This window comes from Streptomyces griseomycini (assembly GCF_014203535.1).
In the GTDB taxonomy this organism is placed as follows: Bacteria; Actinomycetota; Actinomycetes; order Streptomycetales; family Streptomycetaceae; genus Streptomyces; species Streptomyces griseomycini.
The window spans coordinates 20074-43213 of sequence record NZ_JACHJI010000003.1 but is presented as its reverse complement, the minus strand read 5'-3'; the positions used below and the strand labels follow the sequence as shown (position 1 = coordinate 43213).

18 protein-coding genes, 4 tRNA genes and 1 pseudogene are annotated in these 23140 nt (G+C 71.3%); 13 read left to right on the top strand and 10 right to left on the bottom strand.

The window, feature by feature from the left end:
- Window positions 1-25: 25 nt before the first annotated feature.
- Window positions 26-343, bottom strand: coding sequence for a histone-like nucleoid-structuring protein Lsr2 (locus FHS37_RS09060; RefSeq protein WP_184818925.1), 318 nt, complete (start codon window positions 341-343; stop codon window positions 26-28).
- Window positions 344-696: 353 nt separating this feature from the next.
- Here FHS37_RS09060 and purS point away from each other — a divergent pair, with 353 nt between their 5' ends.
- The 8 genes and pseudogenes from purS (at window position 697) to purM (ending at window position 8869) form a co-directional block, all read left to right on the top strand.
- Window positions 697-969: a phosphoribosylformylglycinamidine synthase subunit PurS gene (purS, locus tag FHS37_RS09055; protein WP_184818923.1), complete on the top strand. Its 273-nt coding sequence runs from the start codon at window positions 697-699 to the stop codon at window positions 967-969.
- Window positions 966-1646: a phosphoribosylformylglycinamidine synthase subunit PurQ gene (gene purQ, locus FHS37_RS09050; protein WP_184818921.1), complete on the top strand. Its 681-nt coding sequence runs from the start codon at window positions 966-968 to the stop codon at window positions 1644-1646. The genes purS and purQ overlap by 4 nt, the downstream gene beginning before the upstream one ends.
- A complete protein-coding gene (gene purL / locus FHS37_RS09045; protein WP_184818919.1) occupies window positions 1643-3901 on the top strand; it encodes a phosphoribosylformylglycinamidine synthase subunit PurL in 2259 nt (752 codons plus the stop codon). Before purQ ends, purL begins: the two co-directional genes overlap by 4 nt.
- 145 nt (window positions 3902-4046) lie before the next feature.
- A pseudogene (locus tag FHS37_RS09040) lies at window positions 4047-4516 on the top strand (M23 family metallopeptidase); the annotation flags it as partial.
- A gap of 9 nt (window positions 4517-4525) precedes the next feature.
- On the top strand, window positions 4526-5323 hold the full coding sequence (locus FHS37_RS09035; protein ID WP_184818918.1) for a maleylpyruvate isomerase family mycothiol-dependent enzyme: 798 nt from the start codon (window positions 4526-4528) through the stop codon (window positions 5321-5323).
- A 97-nt stretch (window positions 5324-5420) separates the two neighbouring features.
- Window positions 5421-6179: an META domain-containing protein gene (locus FHS37_RS09030; RefSeq protein ID WP_229890158.1), complete on the top strand. Its 759-nt coding sequence runs from the start codon at window positions 5421-5423 to the stop codon at window positions 6177-6179.
- Between the two features lie 62 nt (window positions 6180-6241).
- The gene (gene purF, locus FHS37_RS09025) at window positions 6242-7768 is read left to right on the top strand and encodes an amidophosphoribosyltransferase (RefSeq protein ID WP_184818914.1); all 1527 of its coding nucleotides are present in this window, start codon (window positions 6242-6244) and stop codon (window positions 7766-7768) included.
- Between the two features lie 33 nt (window positions 7769-7801).
- On the top strand, window positions 7802-8869 hold the full coding sequence (purM, locus tag FHS37_RS09020) for a phosphoribosylformylglycinamidine cyclo-ligase (RefSeq protein WP_184818911.1): 1068 nt from the start codon (window positions 7802-7804) through the stop codon (window positions 8867-8869).
- 103 nt (window positions 8870-8972) lie between these two features.
- Here purM and FHS37_RS09015 read toward each other — a convergent pair whose 3' ends face one another.
- Both FHS37_RS09015 and FHS37_RS09010 read right to left on the bottom strand, forming a co-directional pair.
- Window positions 8973-9221: a DUF3073 domain-containing protein gene (locus FHS37_RS09015; protein WP_184818909.1), complete on the bottom strand. Its 249-nt coding sequence runs from the start codon at window positions 9219-9221 to the stop codon at window positions 8973-8975.
- Window positions 9222-9553: 332 nt separating this feature from the next.
- Window positions 9554-10642 (bottom strand): Leu/Phe/Val dehydrogenase, encoded by a 1089-nt coding sequence (locus FHS37_RS09010; RefSeq protein WP_184818907.1) that lies wholly within the window; start codon window positions 10640-10642, stop codon window positions 9554-9556.
- Window positions 10643-10865: 223 nt separating this feature from the next.
- Here FHS37_RS09010 and FHS37_RS09005 point away from each other — a divergent pair, with 223 nt between their 5' ends.
- Both FHS37_RS09005 and bldC read left to right on the top strand, forming a co-directional pair.
- Window positions 10866-11708 (top strand): DUF8083 family protein, encoded by an 843-nt coding sequence (locus FHS37_RS09005; RefSeq protein ID WP_184818905.1) that lies wholly within the window; start codon window positions 10866-10868, stop codon window positions 11706-11708.
- 530 nt (window positions 11709-12238) lie between these two features.
- Window positions 12239-12445 carry a developmental transcriptional regulator BldC gene (gene bldC, locus FHS37_RS09000; protein ID WP_003949541.1) on the top strand — a complete coding sequence of 69 codons (207 nt, stop codon included), beginning with the start codon at window positions 12239-12241 and terminating at the stop codon, window positions 12443-12445.
- A 383-nt stretch (window positions 12446-12828) separates the two neighbouring features.
- On the opposite strand, the gene FHS37_RS08995 is transcribed toward bldC, so the two are convergent.
- The 7 genes from FHS37_RS08995 to FHS37_RS08965 form a co-directional block, all read right to left on the bottom strand.
- A complete protein-coding gene (locus FHS37_RS08995) occupies window positions 12829-13044 on the bottom strand; it encodes a DUF6274 family protein (protein WP_184818904.1) in 216 nt (71 codons plus the stop codon).
- Window positions 13045-13322: 278 nt separating this feature from the next.
- Window positions 13323-13397, bottom strand: a tRNA-Asp gene (locus FHS37_RS08990).
- Window positions 13398-13491: 94 nt separating this feature from the next.
- On the bottom strand, window positions 13492-17475 hold the full coding sequence (gene hrpA, locus FHS37_RS08985; protein WP_184818902.1) for an ATP-dependent RNA helicase HrpA: 3984 nt from the start codon (window positions 17473-17475) through the stop codon (window positions 13492-13494).
- Between the two features lie 115 nt (window positions 17476-17590).
- Window positions 17591-17664, bottom strand: a tRNA-Phe gene (locus tag FHS37_RS08980).
- A 24-nt stretch (window positions 17665-17688) separates the two neighbouring features.
- Window positions 17689-17763 (bottom strand) — tRNA-Asp (locus FHS37_RS08975).
- A 37-nt stretch (window positions 17764-17800) separates the two neighbouring features.
- Window positions 17801-17873, bottom strand: a tRNA-Glu gene (locus FHS37_RS08970).
- An 81-nt stretch (window positions 17874-17954) separates the two neighbouring features.
- Window positions 17955-19544, bottom strand: a complete 1590-nt coding sequence (locus FHS37_RS08965) for a metallophosphoesterase family protein (RefSeq protein ID WP_184818900.1) — start codon at window positions 19542-19544, stop codon at window positions 17955-17957.
- Between the two features lie 84 nt (window positions 19545-19628).
- Between FHS37_RS08965 and FHS37_RS08960 the strand changes: the two genes are divergently transcribed.
- The 3 genes from FHS37_RS08960 (at window position 19629) to FHS37_RS08950 (ending at window position 23036) form a co-directional block, all read left to right on the top strand.
- On the top strand, window positions 19629-19979 hold the full coding sequence (locus tag FHS37_RS08960; protein WP_159534388.1) for a metallopeptidase family protein: 351 nt from the start codon (window positions 19629-19631) through the stop codon (window positions 19977-19979).
- 73 nt (window positions 19980-20052) lie between these two features.
- Entirely contained in the window at window positions 20053-20595 is a 543-nt protein-coding gene (locus tag FHS37_RS08955) for a hypothetical protein (RefSeq protein ID WP_184818898.1), read from the top strand.
- 299 nt (window positions 20596-20894) lie between these two features.
- Entirely contained in the window at window positions 20895-23036 is a 2142-nt protein-coding gene (locus FHS37_RS08950) for a DEAD/DEAH box helicase (protein WP_184818896.1), read from the top strand.
- The last annotated feature ends 104 nt before the right edge of the window (window positions 23037-23140 follow it).

Sequence of the window (23140 nt, the reverse complement as noted above, 5' to 3'; positions counted from 1 at the left end):
CGGCCGTCCGGCTCGCCGTCCGCCCTCACCGCGCCGCGGCGAACGCCTCGTACACCCTCTTCGGGATCCGCCCGCGCGCCGGGACCTCCATCCGGTTCGCCTGGGCCCAGGCGCGCACGGCCGCCGGGTCGGGGGCGACCTCCGTCTGCCGGTACGCCCTGCCCGAGCGCGCCCGCTTGCGGCCGGCCTCCACGTACGGCGCGAGCGCCTTCCGCAGTCTGCTGGCATTGGCTTCATTCAGGTCGATCTCGTACGACTTGCCGTCGAGTCCGAAGGCGATCGTCTCCGCCGCTTCCGAGCCGTCGATGTCGTCAAAGAGAGTGACCACGACCTTCTGCGCCACGAATATCGGTCCCTTCGTGCGGCATCTTCGGTCCGGACGTCCGTGATGACGTGCCGGGACGTCACCGAGATGCCGTCTGTTCGCCTGTAATCGGGCAAAGTATCTGCTATTGGCAATTCATTTGTACAGTGCCCGGCAATGCAATGTGGAGACCGACTAAATCTGTCCGCGTGTCCGCGGCGCAATAGGGATGTGCGCGTGGGCGCGGATCTTTCCCGGATCTTTTCCCTGACGACTCCCCGCGATACCGCATCGTGATCGGGCTCACGTAGATTCCTCCAACTCTACTCGCGTAGAAATTTTGTGCGGGTAGTCTGAAGGAACCTGCTCAGCACCACACACCGGGAGTGCCAGTGGCACGCGTCGTAGTCGACGTCATGCTCAAGCCGGAGATCCTCGACCCCCAGGGCCAGGCGGTGCAGCGCGCACTGCCGCGGCTCGGTTTCGAGGGGATCTCGGACGTCCGTCAGGGAAAGCGTTTCGAACTGGAAGTTGACGGGCCGGTCGACGAGGCCGCCCTCGCCCGCATCCATGATCTTGCGGAATCCTTCCTCGCCAACACCGTGATCGAGGACTTCACCGTCCGGGTCGAGGAAGCGGCGGAAGTCACGGAGGCCGTGAAGTGACCGCTCGTATTGGCGTCGTCACTTTCCCGGGCAGTCTCGACGACCGGGACACCCAGCGCGCGATCCGCGTCGCCGGCGCCGAACCCGTGGCGCTCTGGCACAAGGACAAGGACCTCAAGCAGGTCGACGCCGTGGTGCTGTGCGGCGGTTTCTCCTACGGCGACTACCTGCGCGCCGGGGCCATCGCCCGCTTCTCGCCGGTGATGGACACCGTCATCGACCAGGCCAAGGCCGGCATGCCGGTCCTCGGCATCTGCAACGGCTTCCAGATCCTCACCGAGGCGCACCTGCTCCCCGGCGGCATGCTGGGCAACGACCACCTGCACTTCATCTGCCGCGACCAGAAGCTGCGGGTGGAGAACGCGGACACCGCCTGGACCACCGACTACACGGCCGGCCAGGAGATCCACATCCCGCTGAAGAACATGGACGGCCGCTACGTCGCCGACCGGCGCACGCTGGACGAACTGGAGGCCGAGGGCCGCGTCGCCTTCCGCTACCTGGACTTCAACCCGAACGGCTCGCTCAACGACATCGCCGGCATCACCAACGAGGCGGGCAACGTCGTCGGCCTGATGCCGCACCCCGAGCACGCCGTGGAGCCGCTGATCGGTACGGGCCGTACCGACGGCCTGCCGTTCTTCACCTCGATCCTCAAGAAGCTGGTCAACGCATGAGCCGGACGCCTCTGGACACGGTCGAGCACGCGGCCGCGACCCCCGACGTCGAGCTGCCCTGGGCCGAACTCGGCCTGAAGAAGGACGAGTACGAGCGGATCGTCGAGATCCTCGGCCGCCGCCCCACCGGCGCCGAACTCGCCATGTACTCGGTGATGTGGTCCGAGCACTGCTCGTACAAGTCCTCCAAGGTCCACCTCCGCCAGTTCGGCGAGAAGGCCCCCGAGTCCGACGCCCTGCTCGTCGGCATCGGCGAGAACGCCGGTGTGGTCGACGTCGGCCAGGGCTACGCGGTCACCTTCAAGGTCGAGTCGCACAACCACCCGTCGTACGTCGAGCCCTACCAGGGCGCGGCCACCGGCGTCGGCGGCATCGTCCGCGACATCATCGCCATGGGCGCCCGCCCGGTCGCCGTCGTGGACCCGCTCCGCTTCGGCGCCGCGGACCACCCCGACACCAAGCGGGTGCTCCCCGGCGTCGTCGCCGGCATCGGCGGCTACGGCAACTGCCTGGGCCTGCCCAACATCGGCGGCGAGGTCGTCTTCGACGCCTGCTACCAGGGCAACCCGCTGGTCAACGCCGGTGCCATCGGCGTGATGCGGCACGAGGACATCCACCTCGCCAAGGCCTCCGGCGCCGGCAACAAGGTCATCCTGTACGGGGCCCGGACCGGTGGCGACGGCATCGGCGGCGCCTCGATCCTGGCCTCCGAGACCTTCGACGACGCCAAGCCCTCCAAGCGCCCCGCCGTCCAGGTCGGCGACCCCTTCCAGGAGAAGCTCCTCATCGAGTGCACCCTGGAGGCATTCAAGGAGAAGCTGGTCGTCGGCATCCAGGACCTGGGCGCGGCCGGCCTGTCCTGCGCCACCTCCGAGCTGGCCTCCAACGGCTCCGGCGGCATGCGCGTGACGCTGGACGACGTCCCCCTGCGCGACTCGACCCTCTCTCCCGAGGAAATCCTCATGAGCGAGTCGCAGGAGCGCATGTGCGCGGTCGTGGAGCCGGAGAAGGTCGAGCGCTTCCTCGAGATCTGCGACAAGTGGGACGTCATCGCCACCGTCATCGGCGAGGTGACCGACGGCGACCGCCTGGAGATCTACTGGCACGGCGGCAAGATCGTCGACGTCGACCCGCGCACGGTCGCCCACGACGGCCCGGTCTACGAGCGCCCGTACGCCCGCCCGTCCTGGCAGGACGAGCTCCAGGCGGACGACGCGAACAAGCTGCCCCGCCCGGAGACGGGCGAGGAGCTGAAGGACCAGGTCCTGAAGCTGGTCGGCTCGCCCAACCAGGCGTCCAAGCGGTGGATCACCCAGCAGTACGACCACTTCGTGCAGGGCAACACCGTCCTCGCCCAGCCCGAGGACTCCGGCATGATCCGCATCGACGAGGCGTCCGGCCTCGGCGTCGCGATCGCCACCGACGGCAACGGCCGGTACGCCAAGCTCGACCCGTACGCGGGCGCGCAGCTGGCCCTCGCCGAGGCGTACCGGAACGTGGCGACGACCGGCGCCAAGCCGCTCGCCGTCTCCGACTGCCTGAACTTCGGCTCGCCCGAGGACCCGGCGGTCATGTGGCAGTTCGCGGAAGCCGTGCGCGGCCTGGCGGACGGCTGCAAGCAGCTCGGCACCCCGGTGACCGGCGGCAACGTCTCGCTCTACAACCAGACGGGCGAGGCCGCCATCCACCCCACCCCGGTCGTGGCCGTCCTCGGCGTCATCGACGACGTGGCCCGCCGCACCCCGGTCGCCTTCCAGGAGGAGGGCCAGCTGCTCTACCTCCTCGGCGACACGCGCGAGGAGTTCGGCGGCTCGGCCTGGTCCCAGGTCGTCCACGACCACCTCGGCGGGCTGCCGCCCGAGGTCGACCTGGAGCGCGAGCGGCTGCTGGCCGAGATCCTGATCTCCGCCTCCCGCGACGGCATGATCGACTCCGCGCACGACCTGTCCGACGGCGGTCTGGTCCAGGCGGTCGTCGAGTCGGCGCTGCTCGGGGGGAAGGGCGCGCGTCTGGTCGTCCCCGACGGGCTCGACGCCTTCACCTTCCTGTTCTCCGAGTCGGCCGGCCGCGCGATCGTCGCCGTGCCGCGCTCGGAGGAGGTCCGCTTCACCGACATGTGCGGCGCGCGCGGCCTCCCGGCCACCCGCATCGGCGTCGTCGACGGAGACGTGGTCGAGGTCCAGGGCGAGTTCGCGCTGACCCTGGAGGAGCTCCGCACGGCCCACGAGGAGACGATCCCGGCGCTGCTGGCGTAAGCGTCCGGCGTCCTCCGCACGGAGCCCCCGCCCGGTCCGCCGGGCGGGGGCTCCGTCGTTTCCGGGTCCGAGGGTTGCACGTAATTACGTACTTCCGTGATCCCGGAGGGGTGGAAGAACTCGAGCAACGGGTCGCCGCCCTCGAGTCGTCCTGGCCTACGCCCTGCTCGTCGCGGCCCACCGGTGGGGCGGCGCCCCGGACGGCCCCCGCACGGCGCGGGAGCCCGTGCGGGTCGCCCCGCCCGTCACCGGCCGCTGGTCCGCGCTGAACAGCCCCGCCGACCGCACCCCGAGCCACGGCACCCACGCCTACGGCCAGACCTTCGCCATCGACGTCGTCGCCGAGCCCGAGCCGGGTGCCCGCCCCGGGTCCAGCCCGCTGTGGCCGCTCGCCCGGCGCAGCGGTTCCTGCCCGGCCTTCGGCGTGCCGGCCAGGTCATCGCCCGCGTCGGCGACTCCGGCAACCCCACCGAGCCGCACCTGCACTTCCAGCTGGTGGACGGCCCCGACCCGGACACCGCGCGCGGTGTCCCGTTCACCTGGCGCGGCATCGGCGTACCGCGCAACGGCGAGGTGTTCGACGTGCCGGAACCGGCGCCGACCACTCCCGCATAGGCTGCCGTCATGCCACCGGCCAAGAAGCGCACCCGCACCTACGACCCCGCCAAGATCCGCGCCGCCGTCCTGGCCCAGTTCGGGAACGTGCGGTCGGCCGTCCGCACCCTCACACCGGAGCAGCTCGCCCTCCCCACCCGACTCGGGGACTGGACGGTCCGGGAACTGGCCGCGCACGTGACCACGGCGGTGGAGACCGTCAGCCGCAACCTGGAGCGCGACGAGCCGGCCGGGGCCGGGCTCGCCCTCCTCGACTGGCCGTTCGCCACCGCCGCCCGCGCGAGCGGCATCGCCGACGACGCCCGCGAGCTGGCCGCCGCGCACCCCGACCTCGACGCCCTGTTCGCGCGCACCGCCGAACGCTTCACCGAGCGCGTGGCCTCCGCCCCCGGCACCCGCCTCCTCGCCACCCGGACCGGCGCCGTCGCCCTCGCCGACTACCTGGTCACCCGCACCGTCGAACTCGTCGTCCACACCGACGACCTGAACGCCGCCGTGCCCGGCCTGGACATCCCGTACGACCGCCAGGCCCTCGCCGCCTGCACCCGGCTGCTGGCCGACGCCCTCGCCGCGAAGGTGCCCGGCGGCTCGACGGAGGTGCGGGTTCCGCCGTACGCGGTCGTGCAGTGCGTCCAGGGGCCGCGGCACACCCGCGGCACCCCGCCCAACGTCGTCGAGACCGACCCGCTGACCTGGATCCGGTTGGCCACCGGACGGGTGGCCTGGCCGGACGCCGTGGCCGACGCCAAGGTCAGCGCCGGCGGGGAACGGGCGGACCTCGGGCCGTACCTGCCCCTGATGGGGTGAGCCGTCCGCCCCCTGACGGGGCGAGCCGGAACCGGGGGAACCGATCGCTCCCCCTCCCCGTCGAACGGACATGTACACACAGAGGTACAAGCAGCGCATGACGACCCTGGCGGCCGTCGCCGTGCTCGTCCCGCTCGCGGCGGCCTGCGGCAGCGAGAAGGCGGGTGCGGGCAGCGGGTCGGCCGAGGCGGAGCAGCCGGTCACCGGCGTCCGCTGGAGCGTCGACAGCGTCACCGCGGACGGCACCACCCACCGCGCGCCCGACGGCGCGCACCTCGCCCTCGACGACAGCGGCCGGGCCGAGGGCAGCTACGGCTGCAACCGGTTCAGCGGCCGTGTCTCCTTCGACGGCGACCGGATCCGGCTCGGCGACAGGGACACCACCCTGAGGGCCTGCTCCGAGGAGGTCATGGACCTCGAACGCGCCTTCGCCCGCACCCTCGGTGACGGAGCCCTGAAGGCCGAGGTCGACGGCGACCGCCTCACCCTCACCACCGACGCCGGCGACACCGTCCGCCTCAGCAAGGCCGAGGACACCCCGCTGGCCGGCACCAGGTGGACCGTCACCACCCCCGCCGTCGACGGCCGCGCCCACCTCACCTTCGACGACGAGGAGGGCACCGTCTCCGGCAGCCTCGGCTGCAACCAGGTGAACGCCGGAGCCACCGTGCGCGACGGCCGCGTCACCCTCGGCACGCCCTCGACGACCCGGATGATGTGCGAAGACTCACTCATGGACGCGGAGAAGGCCCTGCTGCAGCTCTTCGACGGCACGCTCACCTACTCCGTCGACCACCGCACGCTCACGCTGACCAGCGAAAACGGGACCGAGGTCCGCGCCGTCGCCGAGGACTGAGCCACGGCCGGAGCCCCATCCCGCATTCGGACCAGTGGGCGATCTCGCCTACACTCGATGACGTGCCACGTGGTGACGGACGACTCAACCACGACCTGCTCCCCGGAGAGAAGGGCCCCCAGGACGCCTGCGGCGTCTTCGGTGTCTGGGCTCCGGGAGAAGAGGTCGCCAAGCTCACGTACTTCGGGCTCTACGCCCTCCAGCATCGGGGTCAGGAATCCGCGGGTATCGCGGTCAGCAACGGCTCCCAGATCCTCGTCTTCAAGGACATGGGCCTCGTTTCCCAGGTCTTCGACGAGACCTCGCTCGGTTCGCTCCAGGGTCACATCGCGGTCGGACACGCCCGCTACTCGACCACCGGTGCCTCCGTGTGGGAGAACGCCCAGCCGACGTTCCGCGCCACCGCGCACGGATCCATCGCGCTCGGCCACAACGGCAACCTGGTCAACACGGCGCAGCTCGCCGAGATGGTCGCCGAGCTCCCCAAGGAGAACGGCCGCGCCCCGAAGGTGGCGGCCACCAACGACACCGACCTGATCACCGCCCTGCTGGCCGGCCAGCGCGCCGCCGACGGCGAACCGGTGACGGTCGAGCAGGCCGCGCACGTCGTCCTCCCGAAGGTCAGGGGCGCCTTCAGCCTCGTCTTCATGGACGAGAACACCCTCTACGCGGCCCGCGACCCGCAGGGCATCCGCCCGCTGGTCCTCGGCCGCCTGGAGCGCGGCTGGGTGGTCGCCTCCGAGACCGCCGCACTCGACATCACGGGCGCCAGCTTCGTCCGCGAGATCGAGCCGGGCGAGTTCGTCGCCATCGACGAGAACGGGCTGCGCACCTCCCGATTCGCGGAAGCGAAGCCCAAGGGCTGTGTCTTCGAGTACGTGTACCTGGCCCGCCCGGACACCGACATCGCCGGCCGGAACGTGTACCTCTCGCGCGTCGAGATGGGCCGCCGCCTCGCCGAGGAGGCCCCGGTCGAGGCCGACCTGGTCATACCGACCCCCGAGTCCGGCACCCCGGCCGCCATCGGCTACGCGGAGGCGTCCGGCATCCCCTTCGGCGCCGGCCTGGTCAAGAACGCGTACGTCGGGCGGACGTTCATCCAGCCCTCGCAGACCATCCGGCAGCTCGGCATCCGCCTGAAGCTGAACCCGCTCAAGGAAGTCATCAAGGGCAAGCGCCTGGTCGTCGTCGACGACTCGATCGTGCGCGGCAACACCCAGCGCGCCCTGGTCCGCATGCTCCGCGAGGCGGGCGCCGCCGAGGTCCACATCCGGATCTCCTCGCCGCCCGTGAAGTGGCCCTGCTTCTTCGGCATCGACTTCGCCACCCGCGCCGAGCTCATCGCCAACGGCATGACCATCGACGAGATCGGCACCTCGCTGGGCGCCGACTCCCTGGCGTACATCTCCCTCGACGGCATGATCGAGGCGACCACCATCGCCAAGCCGAACCTGTGCCGTGCCTGCTTCGACGGCGAGTACCCGATGGAGCTGCCCGACCCCGAGCTCCTCGGCAAGCAGCTCCTGGAGACCGAACTGGCCGCCGGCACCGCCGCCCCGGCCGCGGTCGACGCGATCCGCCGCCCGTAAGCCCTGACGGACGACACGAAGGCTCTCACAGTCATGTCCCAGAACACTGGTGCCAGCTACGCAGCGGCGGGCGTCGACATCGAGGCGGGCGACCGCGCCGTCGAGCTCATGAAGGAGTGGGTGAGGAAGACGCGGCGCCCCGAGGTCCTCGGCGGCCTCGGCGGCTTCGCCGGCCTCTTCGACGCCTCCGCCCTGAAGGACTACGACCGTCCGCTGCTCGCCTCCGCCACGGACGGCGTCGGCACCAAGGTCGACATCGCCCGGCAGATGGGCGTCTACGACACCATCGGCCACGACCTGGTCGCCATGGTCATGGACGACATCGTGGTGTGCGGCGCCGAGCCGCTGTTCATGACCGACTACATCTGCGTCGGCAAGGTCCACCCCGAGCGCGTCGCCGCGATCGTCAAGGGCATCGCCGAGGGCTGTGTGCTGGCCGGATGCGCCCTGGTCGGCGGGGAGACGGCCGAACACCCGGGTCTGCTGGGTCCGGACGACTTCGACGTCGCCGGCGCCGGTACGGGCGTCGTGGAGGCCGACCGGCTGCTCGGTGCGGACCGCATCCGCGAGGGCGACGCGGTGATCGCCATGGCGTCCTCCGGTCTTCACTCGAACGGGTACTCCCTCGTCCGGCACGTGCTGCTGGAGCGGGCCGGACTCGCCCTCGACGGCCGGATCGACGAACTGGGCCGCACCCTCGGCGAGGAACTGCTCGAGCCCACCAAGATCTACTCGCTGGACTGCCTGGCCCTGATCCGCACCACCGAGGTGCACGCCTTCAGCCACGTCACCGGCGGCGGTCTCGCGGCCAACCTGGCCCGGGTCGTCCCGGACGGGCTGCACGCGGTCGTCGACCGCTCCACCTGGACCCCGGCACCGGTCTTCGACCTCGTCGGCAGGACCGGTTCGGTCGAGCGCCTGGAGCTGGAGAAGACCCTCAACATGGGCGTCGGCATGATCGCGATCGTGCCGCAGGAGTCCGCCGACGTGGCGCTGGCCACGCTGGCCGACCGCGGGGTGGACGCCTGGGTGGCCGGCGAGGTCACCGCCCGCGGCGAGCACACGACCGGCGCGGCCCTCGTGGGCGACTACGCGAGCTGAGCACCGGACACCGGGGCGTGCTGCCCGCGCGCAGGACGGGCGGGCAGCATGAAACCCGGTCGGGGACTTCCGTCACCGACCGGGCTGATGCTTCAGTGCAAGGTCAAGCGCCGCGACGCTGTTGCGAGGACTGGCCGTCCTCGTCCTCGTCGTCGTCCTCGTAGAGGTCGGCGTACCGTGCGTACAGGTCGTCGTCTTGCTCATCGGCCTCGAAGTGGTCGCCGTTCGGCGACTGGTTCGACGTCGATGCGCCCAGCTCCTCGGCCAGGCGTGCGAGGTCCGTCCCACCGCTGTTGTACTTCAGCTGGCGGGCGACCTTCGTCTGCTTGGCCTTGGCCCGGCCGCGCCCCATGGCTCGACCCCCTCAACGACGGGGCTCGACGGCCCCAGAGTCTTGACACGCGTTCATGGTCCGGAACGGACTCTGCGAGGAGAGTCCGGTCCGTAGAGCTTCCACGGTACCTGAGCCCGCGCCCATACGGTACGTCGCCCGCATGACGGGCCCGCGCCCAGACCTTCGAGACGTCCCGTCCTCGCTGGTCAAACGCGATTCTAACCACTTATCGGCGGTCGACCCGCCGGAAGAAGTGAGAGTTCTCTCCAAGTGCCCCCCGGCCGGTACCGGCCGAACGCGGGCGGGCGCCCGTGCCGGGCGCCCGCGCACACCATCCTGCCGCCCGGGCGTCATGCCACAGGGCGCGCCTCCGCCATCCGCTGCTCGGCGATCCGGTCGGCCGCGGCGGCCGGCGGGATCCCGTCCACCTTCGCACGTGCGAATATGGCGAGCGTGGTGTCGAAGATCTTCGCCGCCTTCGCCTTGCACCGGTCGAAGTCGAAGCCGTGCAGCTCGTCGGCGACCTGGATGACCCCGCCGGCGTTCACCACGTAGTCCGGCGCGTAGAGGATCCCGCGGTCGGCGAGGTCCTTCTCCACGCCCGGGTGGGCGAGCTGGTTGTTGGCGGCGCCGCAGACCACCTTGGCGGTCAGCACCGGCACGGTGTCGTCGTTCAGCGCCCCGCCCAGCGCGCACGGGGCGTAGACGTCCAGGCCCTCGGTCCGGATCAGCGCCTCGGTGTCGGCGACCGCCGAGACGCCCTCGGGGTGCCGGTCGAGGATCCGCCGCACGGCGTCCTCGCGCACATCGGTGATCACGACCTCGGCGCCCTCGGCCCGCAGGTGCTCCACCAGGTGGTGGCCGACCTTGCCGACACCCGCGACGCCGACCCTGCGGTCGCGCAGCGACGGGTCGCCCCACAGGTGCTGGGCGGCCGCCCGCATGCCCTGGTAGACGCCGAAGGAGGTGAGCACCGAGGAGTCGCCGGCGCCGCCGTTCTCGGGGGAGCGGCCGGTGGTCCAGCGGCACTCGCGGGCCACGACGTCCATGTCGGCCACGTAGGTGCCGACGTCGCAGGCGGTGACGTACCGGCCGCCGAGCGAGGCGACGAACCGGCCGTAGGCGAGGAGCAGCTCCTCGGTCTTGATCTGCTCCGGATCGCCGATGATCACGGCCTTGCCGCCGCCGTGGTCGAGACCGGCCATGGCGTTCTTGTACGACATCCCGCGCGCGAGGTTCAGCGCGTCGGCGACGGCCTCCTCCTCGGTCGCGTACGGGTAGAAGCGCGTACCGCCGAGGGCGGGGCCCAGGGCGGTGGAGTGGATGGCGATCACGGCCTTGAGGCCGCTGGCGCGGTCCTGACAGAGCACGACTTGCTCATGACCCCCCTGCTCCGAGCGGAACAGGGTGTGCAGGACGCCGTCAGATACGTCGGTCACTGTGGTGACTCCTGAGTAAGTAGCGGCGGGGTGGGAGCAGCCTCCCGTACGGGTGGCGGGGACTGTGAGCACGAGATTAGAGCCTGACGCGCCCGTAGGGTGCACCGTGGCCAGGATCACCTCCGACCGGAGTACCGCCGTGCGACGATTTGCATGGTTTTCCCGCGTGTCCGCGAGCGGGACCCGCAGGTTTTGCCGACGGTCCGCGGGGGAGGGAGCAGGCGTGCCCAAGGTGACCTCGGTGATCGTCCCCTACGCGACCTACCTGCGCGTGTACGAACCGCTGGCCGCCTTCCCCGAGCCGGAGCGCGACCACTGGGCCCGCTACGCCCGCCGCCCCGACCGCCCCTCCTACCAGGACGAACTCCGCCGGGCCCTGGCCGACCTGGCGTCCACGCCGCCCGTACCGGTGCCGGTGCACGAGAGCGACGACGCGTTCGTGCTGGAGGTCGACGGCGTGGTGTGCGTTTGCCCCTGGCGCACCCGGCTGCGCGGCTGGCAGGCGCTGGACGAGCTCGCCGAGGACTTCCCCCCGCCGGTCCTCGACGCGCTCCTGCCCCCGGTCGTGCGCGGCCAGGCGGCCCAGGACTACGAGCGCTGGCTGGCCGACCACCCCGACGCCCGGCCCTGGATCCGCACCGCCACCTGGCAGGTGCCGATCAACTGGTTCGTGCTGTTCGCGGACGAGGAGCGCGAGTACGCCGAGGGCTCCGTCGACGAGGCGCCCGTCCTGCGCTACCGGACGCCCATGGTCCAGGCCCGGCGGCGGGTCGCGCGGGGGCTGCGGGCGCTGCGCGACGCCGTGGCGGAGGGGCTGCTGATCGACGGCCTCGTCGACGTCGGGCGCTGGCTGGAGGAGTTCCACCCGCGCTCACTGGTCGAGCTGGACTACGGCGGCCTGGTGCACGCCCTGCCGACCGGCGCGCTGGAGGACGACCACTCGGCGGCGGACGTGGCCGAGGGGATCGCGGCGCTGCGCCGCGGCGACGGCGAGGGAGCCGGCGCCGCGTACCTGCGGCTGGTGGAGCGGTGGCGGTCGGTGCGGGACCTGCGCTCGGCGAACTGACGTTTGACCAAACGCCCTTCTTGGGGTTTTGTCTTCGCCCTGAGGTTCCGTCAACACGGACCCCACAACGGACGTAGGCGCCGATTTGCACGTATGCCCCAAGCGCGTCAAGCGTGACGGACCGCACGTACGCGGCCCTTGCGCCCCTTGCCCACCCTCATGCCAAAATAGGACAAGGAGTCCGGGGAGGACTCCTCCGCCCTACTGTGCTCCATTGTGGGCGGAATCTCAGCATTGCACGCTTTGGGGGGTCCGGTGCCTCCTGATCGCCGCTGTGACTGATCGTCACAGCGGCGTGACTGTCCGCTATGGCATGGTCCATCGGCTTCCGCGGCTGATGAACACCTGGGAGGGCAATTCCATCGGTTTGGCCGACGCGGCTGGACAGATGGTGTAGTTGTAGTGCCGAGGACAAGCCGTTCGTCCTATAACCGACTCGACTCGCGTCCGCCATTTCGGGCAACGCGGGTCAAGGTGCAGAATTTAGAGGAAAGAACCGAGAAGGTTCGGTTCTCCCGAGGAGGCCGCTCATGACCGCTCGCACCCCTGATGCCGAGCCGCTGCTGACCCCGGCTGAGGTCGCCACCATGTTCCGCGTCGACCCGAAGACGGTCACGCGCTGGGCGAAGGCCGGCAAGCTCACGTCGATCCGCACGCTCGGCGGGCACCGCCGCTACCGCGAGGCCGAAGTCCGCGCACTGCTCGCGGGCATCCCGCAGCAGCGCAGCGAGGCCTGAACAACTGAACAATCCGGGCGAACCGGCTGGTCCCCCAACTGGCCCGAACGCCCGAAACCCTAGCTCCAAGCGACGCGGGGACTGCCCCAACAGGCCCCTCGCCCAAGCAGATCAGAGCTCTCCGGGCAACTGAACAAGGGTGCGTCGTCGATCGCGCTGGACTCCGCCGGGTCCAGCGCGATCTTTTTGTGCGCCGGTCGTGGGTACGCCGGGGGGTCGTTGTGGGGCACCTGCGCGGGTGGTGGCGCGGGCCCCTCCGGGTAGTGCAATTGCACATATTAAATTGACCTGTTGTAGGAAGGGCGTAAGTACCGCACTTCCCAAAACTCATACGGTGACACCCGTCACATACCAGTCGGCTTGTTGACGCCGAGGCATATGCGCTAAAGGGAGCGCGCCTTGGGGCCGGGCTCGTCCGAGGGGGGGTCGGTGGCGCACCCGTCCTCGACGGGCGCGGCGGAGGGCGGCGCCGAGTCCAGCGCCAGCCGCAGCAGGTGATGGCAGATCGGACAGTGGCGGGTCAGGTGCCGGTACGACGACGCGGCCGACAGGTTCGCGCGGAGCAGCGCCCGTGTCTCGTGCCTGGCCGATGCCCCCACACGCCACCTCCACGGCCACACGGAGAGGAACCCTGGTTCCTGGGGTACCGACGGAACGTCAGCCCGTCAAGACCGCCCGGAGGCCCGGGAGGGGGCCCGGCGGGCCTGGAGGGTCCCCGGAAGGGCGCACGGCGCCTCGAGGCGCGCCGGAGCGCGCGGGGGGAAGCCCGGCGGCGCGGAAGGCCCCAGGACATGCGGAAGGCCCGCCCCCTGAGGGACGGGCCTCCTCGACGCGGAAGACCCGCGGTCCCTTGCGGGTGCGGGTCTTCCGGTTGTTGCGGTCCTGACGGGATTTGAACCCGCGGCCTCCACCTTGACAGGGTGGCGAGCACTCCAAACTGCTCCACAGGACCAGGTTTCGCAGTGCGATTCCTGCGTTGCGCTGCGAGAAGAGACTGTACAGGAGGGGAGGCCGCCAGGTCGAACTCACCCTCCGTGCCTTTTCCGTCACGGCGCCGCCGCGTCGATCGCCTTCACGATCCGCTTGTCCGAGACCGGGTACGCCGTCCCCAGCGCGTGGGCGAAGTAGCTGACCCGCAGCTCCTCGATCATCCAGCGGATGTCACGCACCGACGAGGGGACCGGCCGGCCCTGCGGCAGCTGCTCCAGCAGCCACGCGTACTCGTCCTGCATCTCGTGGACCTTCGCCATGCGGGTCGTGTCCCGCTGGACGTTCGTCGGCATCTGCTGCAGACGGCGGTCCGCGGCCACCAGATAACGCATCAGGTCCGGCAGCCGGCGCAGGCCCGCCTCCGTCACGAAGCCCGGCCGCACCAGCGCGTCCAACTGCTTCCGCACGTCCTGCAGGTTCGGCAGCAGCGCCGGGCTGCGCACGGCCTTCAGACGGCGCTCACAGGCCTGCCAGGCGGCCAGCACCTGCTGCACCTGGCCCACCGCACGGACGGTCGTGTCGACGATCTCCGCGCGCACCTTGTCGTACAGCTTCCGGTACGACTCCTCGTCCCACACCGGCCCGCCGAAGTCCGCGATCAGCCGGTCCGCCGCGGCCGTCGCGCAGTCGTCGAACAGGGCCTGGACGGAACCGTGCGGATTCGCGGACAGCGCGAGCTTCTGCGCGTTCGACAACTTCTCGGACGCGAACTTCGCGGGGTTCACCGGGATCCCCAGCAGGATCAGCCGGCGCGTGCCCTTCCACATCGCCTCCGCCTGCTCGGCCTCCGTGTCGAAGAGGCGCACGGAGACCGTGTCCCCGTCGTCGACCAGCGCCGGGTACGCCTTCACCGGCTGACCGGCCCGGCGCGTCTCGAACACGCGCGTGAGCGTGCCGATCGTCCACTCCGTCAGGCCCCTGCGCTCCAGGGACTCACCGCCCCGGCGCTCCGCCGTCGCGGCGGCCGCCTGCGAAAGGGCCTTGCGGGCCTTCGGCTTCAGCCGCAGCTTCAGCGCCTCGAGGTCCTTGTCCTCGGCGAGCTTGCGGCGCCGCTCGTCGACGATCCGGAAAGTGATCTTCAGGTGGTCGGGGACCTTCGACCAGTCGAAGTCCTCCGCCTCGAAGGGAACCCCCACCATGCGCTTCAGTTCACGCGCCATCGTCGTGGTCAGCGGCTCCTGAAGGGGCACCGCCCTCTCCAGGAACGCCTTCGCGTAGTTCGGCGCCGGCACGTAGTTGCGGCGGATCGGCTTCGGCAGGGAGCGGATCAGCTCCGTGACGACCTCCTCCCGCAGGCCCGGGATCTGCCAGTCGAAGCCCTCGTCGGTGACCTGGTTGAGCACCTGGAGCGGGATGTGGACGGTCACGCCGTCGGCGTCCGCCCCCGGCTCGAACTGGTACGTCACCCGGAACTTCAGCGGGCCCTGCCGCCAGGAGTCGGGGTAGTCGGCCTTGGTGACCGCCTCCGCCGACTCGCGGATCAGCATCTCCCGCTCGAAGTCCAGGAAGTCCGGCTGCTCGTGCCGCTTGCGCTTCCACCAGGAGTCGAAGTGGGCGCCCGAGACCACGTGCTCCGGGATCCGCTGGTCGTAGAAGTCGAACAGCGTCTCGTCGTCGACGAGGATGTCCCGGCGCCGGGCCCGGTGCTCCAACTCCTCCACCTCGGTGAGGAGTCGGCGGTTGTCGGCGAAGAACTTGTGGTGCGTGCGCCAGTCGCCCTCGACCAGCGCGTTGCGGATGAACAGCTCCCGGGAGACCTCCGGGTCGATCCGTCCGTAGTTCACCTTGCGCTGCGCGACGATCGGGACGCCGTACAGCGTCACCTTCTCGTACGCCATCACCGCCGCCTGGTCCTTCTCCCAGTGCGGCTCGCTGTACGTGCGCTTCAGGAGGTGCTCGGCGAGCGGCTCGACCCACTCCGGCTCGATCTTCGCGTTGACCCGGGCCCACAGCCGGGACGTCTCGACGAGCTCGGCCGACATCACGAAGCGCGGGGGCTTCTTGAACAGCGCCGAACCCGGGAAGATCGCGAACTTGGCGTTGCGGGCCCCCAGGTACTCGTTCCGGCCGCCGTCCTTGCGGCCGCCCGGACCGGAGTCCTTGGACTCCTTCACGTCCTTCATGCCGATGTGCGACAGCAGACCGGCCAGGAGGGAGACGTGGATGCGGTCGGCGGGGGCGTCCTGGTCGTTGAGGTGGATCCCCATCTGCTTGGCGACCGTGCGCAGCTGCGTGTAGATGTCCTGCCACTCGCGGATGCGCAGGAAGTTCAGGTACTCCTGCTTGCACATGCGCCGGAACGAGGACGAGCCGCGTTCCTTCTGCTGCTCCCGCACGTAGCGCCACAGGTTGAGGTAGGCGAGGAAGTCGCTCGTCTCGTCCCGGAAGCGGGCGTGCTGCTGGTCGGCCTGCGTCTGCTTGTCGGCGGGCCGCTCGCGCGGGTCCTGGATGGACAGCGCCGCGGCGATGACCATGACCTCGCGCACACAGCCGTTCCGGTCCGCCTCCAGCACCATCCGGGCCAGCCGCGGGTCCACCGGCAGCTGGGCCAGCTTCCGGCCGGTCTGCGTCAGCCGCTTGCGGGGATCCTTCTGCGTCGCGTCGAGCGCGCCCAGCTCCTGCAGCAACTGCACGCCGTCACGGATGTTGCGGTGGTCCGGCGGGTCGATGAACGGGAACTTCTCGATGTCGCCCAGGCCGGCCGCGGTCATCTGCAGGATGACGGAGGCCAGGTTCGTCCGCAGGATCTCCGCGTCCGTGAACTCCGGCCGCGCGAGGAAGTCCTCCTCGCTGTAGAGACGGATGCAGATGCCGTCCGACGTACGGCCGCAGCGGCCCTTGCGCTGGTTCGCGCTCGCCTGCGAGACCGGCTCGATCGGCAGGCGCTGCACCTTCGTGCGGTGGCTGTAGCGCGAGATGCGGGCGAAACCGGGGTCGATGACGTACTTGATGCCCGGCACCGTCAGCGAGGTCTCGGCGACGTTGGTCGCCAGGACGATCCGCCGGCCGCTGTGCCGCTGGAAGACCCGGTGCTGCTCGGCGTGCGACAGCCGGGCGTACAGCGGCAGCACCTCGGTGGACCTGTACTGCTTCTTCGTCAGCGCGTCCGCCGTGTCCCGGATCTCCCGCTCCCCGGACAGGAAGACCAGGATGTCGCCGGGCCCCTCCGCCATCAGCTCCTCGACGGCGTCCGTGATCGCGGTGATCTGGTCCCGGTCGGCGTCCTCCGAGTCCTCCTCCAGCAGCGGGCGGTACCGGACCTCCACCGGGTACGTACGACCGCTCACCTCGATGATCGGGGCGTCGCCGAAGTGCCGGGAGAAGCGCTCCGGGTCGATCGTCGCCGAGGTGATGACGACCTTCAGGTCCGGGCGCTTCGGCAGCAGCTGCGCGAGGTAGCCGAGCAGGAAGTCGATGTTCAGGGACCGCTCGTGCGCCTCGTCGATGATGATCGTGTCGTAGGCGCGCAGCTCGCGGTCGGTCTGGATCTCGGCGAGCAGGATGCCGTCGGTCATCAGCTTGATGAAGGTGGCGTCCGGGTTCACCTGGTCGGTGAAACGGACCTTCCAGCCGACGGCCTCGCCCAGCGGCGTCTCCAGCTCCTCCGCCACCCGCTCGGCCACCGTACGGGCGGCGATACGGCGGGGCTGGGTGTGCCCGATCATGCCCCGGACGCCCCGGCCCAGCTCCAGACAGATCTTCGGGATCTGCGTCGTCTTGCCGGAACCGGTCTCACCCGCGACGATCACCACCTGGTGATCACGGATGGCCTCGGCGATCGCGTCCTTCTTCTGGCTGACCGGCAGCTGCTCGGGGTAGCGGACCTCGGGCACACGGATCCGCCGCTCGGCCATCCGCTCCTCGGCCCGGGCGGCCTCCGCCTCGATCTCGGCGAGCACGGCGGCCCGTGCCTCCGGCTTGCGGATCTTGCGCGCACCCTCCAGCCTGCGCCCGAGCCGGTGCGCGTCACGCAGCGACAGTTCGGCCAGGCGGGAGGCGAGGGCGCCGAGGGCGGGGGCGGGGGCGGGATGTGTGGACATACGGGATCCAGGATCTCATTCTCGAGAAATTTCTGGCGAACGCTTTTGTCACCGGCACCGCCGCCCGGCACCACACACCAACAAGGCCCCGATCCAGGGATCGGGGCCTCTGCTGTGGCTGGGGCCGGGGTCGAACCGGCGACCTTCCGCTTTTCAGGCGGACGCTCGTACCAACTGAGCTACCCAGCCGCGATGTTTCACGTGAAACACCAGCGGTCCTGACGGGATTTGAACCCGCGGCCTCCACCTTGACAGGGTGGCGAGCACTCCAAACTGCTCCACAGGACCAAGCGTGTCGTACGACAGTGTCGCACAGGGTGGTGCGTGCCCCCAACGGGATTCGAACCCGTGCTACCGCCTTGAAAGGGCGGCGTCCTAGGCCGCTAGACGATGAGGGCTATCGGCCCACCTGGGCGCTTCCTCAGCGCGTCGGGGACGTGAGAAGCATACGTGGTGTCGGGAGCGTTCGCCAAAACGGTTTACGGAGAGGTCGTCGAAGGGGTGGCGGAGGAGGGGGTCGAGGGGGCCGGGGACGGGGTCGCGCCGGGCTGGTTCTCCTTCGGGAGGTGGCGGCTGACCTCCGCCGTCGTCAGGCCCAGGCCGCCGAGCTCGATGGAGTCCCAGGCCTGGAGGCGGCGGGTGTCGCGGTCGAAGTAGAGGATCGAGGTCTCGATCGGGTCGGGGTACTCGCCTTCGACGGCGCGCAGGCCGCTGCCGCCGGTGGAGCCTTCGACGCGGAGGCGGGTGCCGTACCGCATGACCTCCATCTCCTCGTGGTGGAGGTGTCCGGCCAGGACCAGGGGCACGGTGCCGTCGACCTCGCGGGCCGCGGACGGCTCGTGGGCGACGGCCACGTCGACCGGGGTGCCGGCGGCGCGCTGGTCGCGCAGGGCGGAGGCGAGGCGGGCGCCCGCGAGTTCCTGGGACTGTTCGGCGCCGGACGTCCTGGAGCGGTCGGGGGTGAACTGGGGGTCGCCGATGCCGGCGAAGCGCAGGCCGGCGAGGGTGACGGCCCGGCCGTCGTCCAGGACGTGGACGTTCTTCATGCGTTCGAGATAGCGCTGGGTGACGAGGGAGTCGTGGTTGCCGCGGACCCAGACGTAGGGGGCGCCGAGGTCCTCGACGGGGTCCAGGAAGCCGTTCTCGGCGGCCGTGCCGTGGTCCATGGTGTCGCCGGAGTCGACGATCACGTCCACCCGGTACTGCTCCACCAGCGAGGCGATGATCTTCCAGCTGGCCGGGTTGAGGTGGATGTCGGAGACGTGCAGGACCCGGATGGTGGTCGGGTCGGGCTGGTAGGCGGGGAGGGTGGAGGTGGCGTCGTAGAGCTTGGTCACGTTGGTGACCAGGCGTGCCAGTTCCTTCTGGTAGACGTCGAACTCGGTGACGATGCTGCGGGCGTTGCCGACGAGCGAGGGGGCGGAGGAGAGCAGGCCGGAGAACTTGGGCTCGAGGACGGAGTCCGGGTTCCAGGTGGCGTAGGCGGTGCCGCCGGACGCGGCCAGGAGGGCGAGGGCGAGGCCGCCGGCGGCGAGGGCCCGGCGGGGGCGGCGGTAGACGGCGAGGCCGAGCGCGGTGGCGCCGGTGACGACGGCGACGCCGGAGCGCACGGCGAGGTCCGCGGTGCCGTGGGCGATGTCGCGGGCGACTTCGTCCTGGAGGCCGGAGAGCCGTTCGGGGTGGTTGACGAGGGCCTGGGAGCGGTCGGGGTCGAGCTGGTCGATGTTGACGTCCAGGCGGACGGGGGCGGTGTGGCTCTCCAGCTGGAGGGCGCCCAGGGGGGAGAGGTTGATCTTGGTGCCGCCGGTGAGGGAGGGGCGCAGGGTCATGGTGGTGTTCATGGGGCCGACGGGGACGCGGACGTCGCCGACGACGAGGAGACCGAGCCAGGCGCCGAGGACCACCACGGTGACGAGCCCGAGGGCGCGGGTCAGGGGCCGGGACCGCGGGGCGGGGGCGAGGGCCGCGGGGGTGGGCCGGCGGCGGGTGCGGTGGCGGCGGGCGGAGGCGCGCAGGACCCTTCGGAGGCGGTGCGGGACGGTCAGGACTGCGGAGGGGACGCGGGCCATTGGTCCCGTATGCCCAGGTGCGCGGCCGGATATGCGGCGCTCCGACGCATCTCGTACGGACGGTTCGTGCCCGAGAATGGCTCTGTGCTGGAGATGACGCGCGAGATGTTCGAGGAGCTGGTCGCCGAGGCGCTGGACCGGATTCCGCCGGAGCTGACGCGGTTGATGGACAACGTGGCGGTGTTCGTGGAGGACGAGCCGCCGGCGGACGATCCGGAGCTGCTCGGGTTGTACGAGGGGACCCCGCTGACGGAGCGGGGCGAGTGGTACGCCGGGGTGCTGCCGGACCGGATCACGATCTACCGGGGTCCGACGCTGCGGATGTGCGAGTCGCGGGAGGACGTGGTCGCGGAGACGGAGATCACGGTGGTGCACGAGATCGCGCACCACTTCGGGATCGACGACGCCCGGCTGCACGCTCTCGGCTACGGATAGGCCGTCCGCGTGTCCTCCTGCGGCTGACGGGAGTTGGGCATGTCGTCCCAGCACTCCGACCGGAGGTGGCCCCGTGCGCCCCTTGTACGTACCCGCCCGCCTGGCCGCCACGGTGGTGGCCGTCGTCGCCGCCGCCGGTTGCATGAGCGTGGGTGAGGGCGACGCGGGCGGGAGCGCCGAGCCGTCGCGCTCCGCGGCGCGGCCGGGCGGTGAGGCGCCGGACGGGGGACCCGCGGTGTCCGGCGGCGGCGCGGGCCACGGTGCCGCGGCGGCCGACGGCGAGCGCGGCGGCGACCGGGCCGGGGGGCGCAAGGGCCGGGGGAAGAAGGGCGGGGCGGGGAAGCCGGCGCCCGCCGGGGAGTCGCCCTCGGCGGGGGCGAGCCGGTCCGCGCCGGCCGCCGACGGACCGGGCGAGCCCGCCGAGCCGGTGCCGGACGACCGGCCCGTGCCGCCGGCGCCCAGCCGGTCGCCCGATCCGGAGCCCACGCAGGCGCCGCCCGAGCCGTCGGCGCCGCCGGAGCCGACGGAGGCGGAGCCGTCCTCCTCGGCGCACGAGCCGCCCCAGCCGCAGTTGGCACAGCGGGAGCCGGCGCCGGAAGCGGGGGCGCCGGTCTAGGTACTCTCCACCGCCGTCCTGCGCGCCCGCCCGCCGTCGCGGTCGGCTCGTTCCGGGATCACCGCTCTGACCTGCGGATCGTTCCCGCTGTGAGGAACCGGTTTGCTTTCGGGGGGTCGGGGTGCGTATGGTGGCAGATCGTTTGATCCTATTTGCCCGGCGCCATCGCAGAGCGCGCCGTGTGGCGCGTACTCTCTCCCTTGCCGTGGTGGACCGCATCGAGGCGGTCGTATTGCGAATCGCGAATCACGGAGTTGACGGGCGCGTGCCGAAGAGACTCCGGAAGGTTTCGCATTCGTATGCCCATCGCCAGTACTGATCACGTCGTCGTGCCCGAGAACACCGAGGACGCCGACCTCGCCCACGAGGCGACCCCCGAGACCACCTTCGCCGACCTCGGCCTGCCCGAGGGCGTCGTGCGCAAGCTCGCGCAGAACGGCGTGACCACCCCCTTCCCGATCCAGGCGGCGACCATCCCGGACGCCCTGGCCGGCAAGGACATCCTCGGCCGCGGCCGCACCGGCTCCGGCAAGACCCTCTCCTTCGGTCTGCCGACGCTGGCCCAGCTCGCCGGCGGCCGGACCGAGAAGCACAAGCCGCGCGCCGTCATCCTGACGCCGACGCGCGAGCTCGCCATGCAGGTCGCCGACGCGCTCCAGCCGTACGGCGACGTCCTCGGCCTGAGGATGAAGGTCGTCTGCGGCGGCACGTCCATGGGCAACCAGATCTACGCCCTCGAGCGCGGCGTCGACGTCCTGGTCGCCACGCCGGGCCGGCTGCGCGACATCATCAACCGCGGCGCCTGCTCCCTGGAGAACGTGGAGATCGCCGTCCTCGACGAGGCCGACCAGATGTCCGACCTGGGCTTCCTGCCCGAGGTCACCGAGCTGCTGGACCAGGTTCCGGCGGGCGGCCAGCGGATGCTGTTCTCCGCGACGATGGAGAACGAGATCAAGACCCTCGTCGACCGCTACCTGAACGACCCGGTGTCGCACGAGGTCGACGCGGCGCAGGGCGCGGTGACGACCATGTCGCACCACATCCTCGTCGTGAAGCCCAAGGACAAGGCGCCGGTCACGGCGGCCATCGCCTCCCGCAAGGGCCGCACCATCATCTTCGTCCGCACCCAGCTGGGCGCCGACCGCGTCGCCGAGCAGCTGCGGGACGCCGGGGTGAAGGCCGACGCGCTGCACGGCGGCATGACCCAGGGCGCCCGGACCCGGACGCTGGCGGACTTCAAGGACGGGTACGTGAACGTCCTGGTGGCGACGGACGTCGCGGCCCGCGGCATCCACGTCGACGGCATCGACCTCGTCCTGAACGTGGACCCGGCCGGCGACCACAAGGACTACCTGCACCGCGCCGGCCGCACGGCGCGCGCGGGCCGCACCGGCACGGTCGTCTCCCTCTCCCTGCCGCACCAGCGGCGCCAGATCTTCCGGCTGATGGAGGACGCGGGCGTCGACGCCACGCGCCACATCATCCAGGGCGGGGCGGCCTTCGACCCGGAGGTCGCCGAGATCACCGGCGCCCGGTCGATGACCGAGGTGCAGGCCGAGTCCGCGGGCAACGCGGCGCAGCAGGCCGAGCGCGAGGTCGCCCAGCTCACCAAGGAGCTGGAGCGGGCGCAGCGCCGTGCGGCCGAGCTGCGCGAGGAGGCGGACCGGCTGCTGGCCCGGGTGGCGCGCGAGCGGGGCGACGACCCCGAGGCGGTGGTGGCCGAGGCGGCCGCCGCGGTGGCGGCCGAGGCCGAGGTCTCGCTGCCGGAGCAGCCGTCGGCGCGGGACGTCGAGCGGGCCGAGCGCGTGGAGCGCGCGGAGGCTCCGGCGCCGTACGAGCGGCGCGAGCGCCGGGACGAGCGCGGGGACCGCGGCGGCTTCCGTCGCGACGACCGGGGCGACCGCGACCGTGAGCGCGGCGGGCGCTCCTTCGAGCGCCGGGACGACCGGGGCGGCTTCAACCGCGACCGGGACCGCGACCGGGGCGGCTTCCGCCGCGACGACCGGGGTGACCGGGGCGACCGGGGCGGGCGTTCCTTCGACCGTGACCGCGGCTTCGAGCGCCGTGACGGCGACCGGGGCGGTTTCCGCCGGGACGACCGGGGCGACCGGGGCGGCTTCCGCCGCGACGACCGGGGTGACCGGGGCGGGCGTTCCTTCGACCGTGACCGTGACCGTGAGCGCGGTGGGCGTTCCTTCGAGCGCCGGGACGACCGGGGCGGCTTCAACCGCGACCGGGACCGCGACCGGGGCGGCTTCCGCCGGGACGAGCGCGGTGGCCACCGGGGCAGCGACCGTCCCTTCAACCGCGACCGTCAGGGCGACCGCCCGGGCTTCCGCTCCAGCGGCCACGACCGCCCGTACGGCCGTCGTGACGACCACCGCGGCGGCGGCTCCTTCGGCCGCCGCGAGGACAAGCCGCGCTGGAAGCGCAACGGCTGACGCGGTTTCACCGACCGACCGGAAGGGCCCGCGCGACACCTGTCGCGCGGGCCCTTCCGCGTTCCCGCGGGGACACGTCCGGGCCCGGCTCCCCGATACCCGAT